7 protein-coding genes are annotated in these 6,785 nt (G+C 66.3%); 2 read left to right on the top strand and 5 right to left on the bottom strand.

Annotation, left to right across the window (positions count from 1 at the left end; translation table 11 throughout):
• Together VN047_RS20180 and trxA are read left to right on the top strand one after the other, a co-directional pair.
• On the top strand, positions 1 to 491 hold a 491-nt coding region (locus tag VN047_RS20180), incomplete at its 5' end, for a PD-(D/E)XK nuclease family protein (RefSeq protein WP_325545869.1).
• A 33-nt stretch (positions 492 to 524) separates the two neighbouring features.
• Positions 525 to 845, top strand: a complete 321-nt coding sequence (gene trxA, locus VN047_RS20175) for a thioredoxin TrxA (RefSeq protein WP_325545868.1) — start codon at positions 525 to 527, stop codon at positions 843 to 845.
• Positions 846 to 994: 149 nt separating this feature from the next.
• On the opposite strand, the gene VN047_RS20170 is transcribed toward trxA, so the two are convergent.
• From VN047_RS20170 to VN047_RS20150, 5 genes are all read right to left on the bottom strand, one after another.
• A complete protein-coding gene (locus tag VN047_RS20170) occupies positions 995 to 1,972 on the bottom strand; it encodes an N-acetylglucosamine kinase (protein WP_325545866.1) in 978 nt (325 codons plus the stop codon).
• On the bottom strand, positions 1,969 to 3,111 hold the full coding sequence (locus VN047_RS20165; protein WP_325545864.1) for an SIS domain-containing protein: 1,143 nt from the start codon (positions 3,109 to 3,111) through the stop codon (positions 1,969 to 1,971). The genes VN047_RS20170 and VN047_RS20165 overlap by 4 nt, the downstream gene beginning before the upstream one ends.
• Entirely contained in the window at positions 3,104 to 4,387 is a 1,284-nt protein-coding gene (locus VN047_RS20160; RefSeq protein ID WP_325545862.1) for a D-tagatose-bisphosphate aldolase, class II, non-catalytic subunit, read from the bottom strand. The genes VN047_RS20165 and VN047_RS20160 overlap by 8 nt, the downstream gene beginning before the upstream one ends.
• A gap of 70 nt (positions 4,388 to 4,457) precedes the next feature.
• Positions 4,458 to 5,387, bottom strand: a complete 930-nt coding sequence (locus VN047_RS20155) for a DMT family transporter (RefSeq protein ID WP_325545860.1) — start codon at positions 5,385 to 5,387, stop codon at positions 4,458 to 4,460.
• The coding region (locus tag VN047_RS20150) for a glycoside hydrolase family 36 protein (RefSeq protein WP_325545858.1) at positions 5,384 to 6,785 on the bottom strand (1,402 nt) is incomplete at its 5' end. The genes VN047_RS20155 and VN047_RS20150, both read right to left, overlap by 4 nt.

The raw sequence follows: 6,785 nt of genomic DNA, 5'->3' as shown, positions 1-6,785 counted from the left end.
GTCGCCGCGCGGCAGCGCTGCACTGGCTGGCGGTGCAGGCGGCGGCGGTTGACGAGGGTGTGCGCGCGGCGATGGTCGACGAGGTGCTGGCGGTGCTCGAAGACCCGGCGCATGCGGCGCTGTTCGGTCCGGGGAGCCTTGCCGAAGTGCCGCTGTCGGCGGTCGTCGACGGTGTGGTCGTCGCGGGGATCGTCGACCGGTTGCTGGTCACCGACGACGCGGTGACCGTGGTCGATTTCAAGACCGGGCAGCATGTGCCAAACAGAGCTGATGGCATCGCGCCCGCCTATCTGCGCCAGATGGCGGCCTATCGCGATGCGCTGGGGGTGATTTTTCCCGGCCGGCGAATCGGGGCAGCCTTGCTTTATACCGCCGGGCCGCGGCTGATCGCGCCGGGCGATGACCTGCTCGATGCGCACAAGCCGGGCTTGCTCGCAACGAAGGCGAATTTGCCGGGTTCCACCCTTGAGCCGGGCGCGGTGACGCCTTAGTTTGGGGACAACGGAATTTCAGGAGTTCATGCTATGGGTACCAAGGCAATCACCGACGCGAGCTTTCAGGCCGACGTCCTCGACAGCGACACCCCCGTGCTCGTCGATTTCTGGGCCGAATGGTGCGGTCCGTGCAAGATGATCGGCCCGTCGCTCGAGGAGATCGCCGACGAACTCGGTGAAAAGGTCGTGATCGCGAAGCTGAACATCGACGATCATCCCGATGCGCCGGCGAAGTATGGCGTGCGCGGTATCCCGACGATGATCCTGTTCAAGAATGGCGAGATTGCCGATACCAAGGTCGGCGCCGCGCCGAAGAGCGCGCTCAAGGGCTGGCTCGAAGGCGCGCTGTAGACCCCGGCGGTCGCCCCCGCGAAGAGGGGCGACCTTTTCGGGAAGGCCAGGCTGTCGGGTGACGGCAAGTGTGTAACCGGTGGCTCGATCGTCGGATCGGTCATACCTCGGGAGCGGTCGTTCTTCCGGCGCGCGTGTTCAGCCGGCCGCTATGGGTGGCTTTGGTTCGCTCGCCGAAGTTCGCTGTCTTGCTGCGGCAATCGATGCGCCCGCTTTCTGGCGTAGAGCGCGGCGCCATGGCCCGGGGCGAAACGCGGTTCGACGAAGTCGAACCCCATTTCTTCGAGCATTCCGACGAACGGGCCACGGACCAGCGGCTCCTGGCTCAGCACGCCGCCAGACCATGAAATAGACACCGGCGCGCCGTCGGGAAAACCCAGACGCTTTCTCAGCGCACCGGCGATCGCCGCCAGTTCTTCAGCGGCGGAACGGAGGATCGCGGCGGCTCCCGAATCGCCTTCCGATGCCGCCCCCGAAACGATGCTGGCAAGCCCGGCGATTTCACCGCGGCCCATTCCGCCGGTTCCCATGATGCGTTCGCACAGCTCCAGATCGTCGCGCAGGGAAAGCGCCTTGACGATCCGCTCGTGCAGGATGCCCCTGGGTGCGCGGCCGTCGCTCATCCTCGCGAAGAGCGCCAACCCCTGCACGGCGATCCAATAGGCCGATCCTTCGTCGCCGAATACCTCTCCCCATCCGCCCGCGCGCGCGGACTGTCCCTCGCGTTCGCCATAACCGATCGAACCGGTCCCCGCGACGATATTGATCCCGTCCTCGCAGCCCAGCGAGCCGGCCCATCCGCAGATCATGTCATTGCCGCACAGATAGCGATCATGTCCGAGAAGGCGGGCGCAGGCGGCGTCCAGTTGCGGATCGACGACGCTGTCCTCGCCATAGGCAGGCAGACCGAAGAAACTATGGTCGAGCGCAGCGGGCGTAATGCCCAGCTCCGCGCACACGGCGCGGATTCCCTGCCCGAGCCGATTCACCGCCTCGTCGATTCCCACCTGCAGATGATAGGTCGTGCCTGTAACGGCGCGCGCGATCACCTTGCCCGACCCGTCGATGCAGATGAACTCGGTCTTGGTGCCGCCGCCGTCGACGCCGAGGAAGATGCCGTCCGTCATGCGCCCGGCGCGTGGATCCGCACGCCCTGTACGACGCGGTTGACGGTGCCGCTCGCGTTGGGGCGGTCGGGCGCGAGCCCGAGCGCAAGCGAAACGTGCAGTCCGAACAGCTGCGCCGGAACGATGAAGGGAAACAGCAGATCGGCGTCGACCGCGCCCGCCATGTCCGCGATCACGACCTGCGCATTGTCGCGGGGCTGGGCGGAGATCACCACGACCGCGCCGCTGCGGCCGTCGCTGCGCAGTTCCTGGGCGATGTCCAGGTCGTAGAGGCGCGTCAGCGGATCGTTGGAGACAAAAACCACGGCAAGCGTCTCGGCATTGATGATGGTTTTGGGACCATGGCGGAAACCGAGCGCGGTGTCGAACGCCGTCACCAGCGCGCCGTCGCTGAGCTCCATGAGCTTGAGCGCCGCTTCGCGCGCCAGCCCCTTGAACGGACCGCTCCCAAGATAGACAACACGCTTGAAGCCGCGGCCGGCGAGATCCGCGATCAGAGGCTCGACGCTCGAGATGACACCCTGCACTGCTGCGGCGATCGCCTCGATGCGGGGGACGAGCCGGTCGATGCCGCCGAGGATCGATAGCGCGGCAAGCATCATCGCACTGAAGCTGGAGGTCATCGCGAAGCCGCGGTCGTGCGTGGCTTCGGGCAGGACGACGACGTGGATGTTTTCGCCGCTGCGCTGGCCCAGTGCGCCCTCGGCGTTGCAGGTGATCACCAGATGGAAGGCCTCATCGACATGCGCGTCCACCAGATCGGCGGCGGCAATGCTTTCGGGGCTGCTCCCCGACCGGCCGAACGAGACGAGCAAAGTCGGCGCTTCGCGGCGAAGATGGAGGGTCGGCCCGCTGACGATATCGGTGGTCGCGATCGCCTCGACCGTCCGGCCGAGCTCGCGCGACAGCCACGGCGCAAGGCATTCGCCGATAAAGGCCGACGTGCCGGCCCCGGTCAGAATGACACGCAGGTCGGGCCGGGCGAGCAGCGGCCCGACGAAGGCCTCGATCGCGGCCTTGTTCGCGCTGAGCAGCGCCTGCGTTTCGCGCAGGGTCACGGGCTGTTGCGCGATCTCCCGGCGGGTAAAGGGCTGGGCGTCGTTGTCCGGGGTTTCGGGAACCAGCAAGGCGTCAGGCATCGGGGTGGCAAGCTCCATGATAAGCGTCGAGGGCGGCGCTGATATGCGCCATGACAAGGTCGGCAGGGTCGAGCGACGCGCGTCCGGCGCGCATCGCGGCGTAGGCGAGGGGCAGATATTGGCTGACCAGCGGCAGCGTCGGCGCTGTCTCGCGGAGGTTGGCGAACAGGCGTTCCTGCGCCGCGACGATCAGCGGGTCGGGCCAATAATAGCGGATGCGGTCGGAGAGGCTGTATTGTAGCTGCAGGTTCAGCGCCGCGCCTTCCGCATGATAATATTTTTGCCAATTGCCCGGTTCGGCGCGCATGCGCTCGAGCGCAACATCGCGCAGGCGGGCGCGGTTTGCGGGGGCGACCAGCTCGGCCTCGATGGCGTCGAGCGCCCATAGCGCCTCGCGCAGGGCGAAGGTGACGCCGGGTCCCACTTTCAGGATCGCGAAATGATCGCGAACCAGCGCGGCAAGCGCGTCGGCGGTCTGGTAGTCGGTCGAGTGCGCCTCGAACACCAGGTTCGCGACCGGCTCGATCGAGCGGCTGAGGGCGACCGCCTTTTCCGGCCGGTAATCGACCACCTTGTCGTGATCGAATTCGACGCCGGGCTGCACGACGGTGGCGATCACGCGATCCCAGGCATCGGCAAGGCCCGATCTGCGGAACAGATCGCGGTGCATGTCGACCGTGGCGATCGCCGCTTCGGGCGTGGTGAGCGCCAGTTCGTCGAGATCCTCCGCGGCGCCGCCGGGCACGGGCACTTCGGTGCCGATGACATAGACCGGGGCGTCGGCCGCATCGCCGTCGAACGCGTCCTCCGCAGCGCGGCACAGGCGCGCGGCGCGCTCGGCGATGATCCGTTCGGGGAGCGGCACCGCGTCGTCCGCGCAGCTCATCGAGCAATCGAGGTGGATCTTGCGGAAGCCCGCGCGCACATACTGGATCACCATGATCTCGGCCCGATCCATCGCTTCGGCGGCGGGCAGGGCCGTCCACGGATTGGGCCCGAGATGATCGCCGCCCAGCACCAGCCGCTCGTGCGGGAAACCGACCTTGTCCGCGATCGACTGCACGAAGTCGCGGTAATCGGCGGGGCGCATGCCGGTATAGCCGCCATCCTGATTGACCTGATTGCAGGTCGCCTCGACCAGCGCGACCGGCTGTGCGGTTTGCAGCGCGTGGCGCAGCGTCGCCTCGATCGCCAGCGGGTGCGCACAGCAGACCGACGTCACACCGATCCGTTCGCCAGCCTTGTGTCGCAGCACGATGTCTCGAATCGCTCTCACGGAAAGCTCCTTTCGATTTCGGTTATAGGGGGCGATAACGAGGAACGCAATAAAGCGAAACTAAACGAAACTAATTTATATCGTCGCGATGCTCGTCCTTCGCATCGGGCGCGATGGCGAGCAGAAGCGAGGCGATCAGCGCGAGGCCGATCCCGATGCTTTTGAGCGGTCCGGGCACCACGCCGAGCACGGCCAGAGACAGCAGAGCGGTGGCGAGTGGCGCGCCCGCATTGGCGAGCGGGGCAACGATGATGGCTTTGCCGTAGCGAAAGGCGAAAACCAGCGTCAGCGCGCCGATCGCGTTCAGAACCTGGATCGCTGCGGCAAGTCCGGGGCCGTCGAGCCCCCAGTTCACCGGCTTGGAAAAGTCGGTCATCGCCCAAGCGATCGGGATCAGTGCGAGCCCCGCGATCATCATGTACACAAAGATGCTTTCCGCCGACATCACCGCATTGGCCGCCTTCATGAAATAGGCCTGCACGCCCCAGCACAGCATCACTGCCAGCGCCGGCAGCAGCCATGCGGCCGAGGCCGCGCCTCCGCCCGTCGGCGCGAAATCGAAGGTGGGCAGCGCGAGCAGCGCGAGCATGATTCCCAGCGCGCCGAGCTTTCCCGTCCGTTCGCGCATGATCAGGAAGGAAAGCCCGATCGTGATGACGGGCGATAGCGAGATGATCGGGAAGATAAGATAGGCCGGACCGCGCGCGACGGCATAGAAGAGCACCATCTGTCCGCCCGCGCCGAGCAGCCCGATCGCAAGGCCGTAGGCGATTGCGCGCGGCGAACGGTCGAGTGTCCAGCGGGCCTGCGCCAGCACCACCAGCGCCGGCGGAATCATCGTCAGCGCCCAGACGCAATAGACCAAAGTCTCGGGAAAGCCGTGCTGTACCGACAGGCCCGAAAAGGCACCCCAGATGCCCCAGAGCACGACGGTGACGAGCGCATTCGCGAGCCATGCCTTGCCGTGGCGCGAGCTCGCCGTGATCGCCGCGCCGCTCACGCCTTGTCGCCCTGCACCGGCGTCGCGCGCACGAGCAGGAAGCGCTCGAATTTCGCCGGGATCATATTCTGCGCGCGCGTCGCGGTACCCAGCGGCGCGTCGGTGAAGCTGTCGGTCAGCGTGTAGCGTCCCTCGCCCAGCCCGCGGAGCGGCACGGATCCCTCCCACTGGTCGGCAAAGAAGGCGTAATGGAGCGCGCCGTCCTTTTCGATCGCGTGGCCCTCGGGCTTGTCGAAGCCGATGTCATAGAGGCCGCCCAGATATTTGCCCTTGGCAAGCATATTGGCACGATAGAGGTCGATCCACTTGCGCCAGAGCACCTCCTTCGCTGCCGTCAGTTTGAAACCGCCCGGCGGCAGCGGGTCGGTGGGGTTCGGCGTGTCCTCGGGCCAGGTGAATTTGGTCGAGGGGATGGCGCCGATGCCATAGGTCGAGGCGAAGTCGTCGCGGGTGTCGGTCATCTCGACATGATCGCCCGAATAGGGCGCCGAGGGCCCCATCAGCGCCTTGAAGGTCTTGCCCTTCAGGCGGACCTGCCACGAAGAGGTCGGATCGGCGGCGGGCGTGTTGTTCATCGCCGGGATGTTGTGGAAGGCAAAACTGTCGCCGCACGGGCATATCTCGACGATCGCCTCGGGGTTGATCGCCATGACCTCGTCGTACATCGCCTTCCAGAAATCCTGCAGCTTTTCAAAGGATTCCTCGGGACGCGCATGGTTATGTGCCGGATTATGGCAGGGCGCGACGCCATTGAGGTGCTGGCCGTCGAGCTTGAGTCCGTCGAAGCCCCATTCGCCGACGATCTTGCGGACGATCCCGCGAAAATAATCGATCGTGGGCTGGTAGGCGGGGCACAGGGTGAAGGCGCTCCACCAGCTCACATTCTGGGCCGCGCCGTGCGCGTCGAGAATGAGCATGTCGGGATGATCGCGCAGCAGCGGCGTGCCGGGATCGACCGCCAGCGGCGCGAGCCAGAGGCGCGGGCGCATGCCGTCGGCCTTGATGCGGTCGGCAAAGGCTTTCATGTCGGCGTCGCCGCGCGGAAAGCGCGTGCGGTCGACATCCCAATTGCCCTCGGCGATTTGCCAGCCGTCGTCGATGACCGCCCATTCGAAACCGAGGTCCTTCGCCTTGGGCAACGTGCCGTAGACCTGCTCGGGCGTGAATTTGCGTTCATAGCCCCACGCGCACCAGATCGGGCCATAACTCGATTCAGGAATGCGTGGCGCTGCGAGGCCGCGCTCGCCCATGATCCGGCGATAGGCGTCGAGCGGGCGAAAATGGTCGCCCTCATGCGCCATGACGAAGGCGGTCGGCAGCGTCAGCGTTTCGCCAGGCGCGAGCGCCTTTGCCCCGTCGCCGGACAGGCCGAGGCGCGTGCCGCCGGGCTGCGCCGCG

It is taken from the genome of Sphingopyxis sp. (assembly GCF_035565275.1).
In the GTDB taxonomy this organism is placed as follows: Bacteria; Pseudomonadota; Alphaproteobacteria; order Sphingomonadales; family Sphingomonadaceae; genus Sphingopyxis.
Note: the sequence above shows the minus strand (reverse complement) of the source record. Positions and strands in the feature narration are given on the sequence as shown.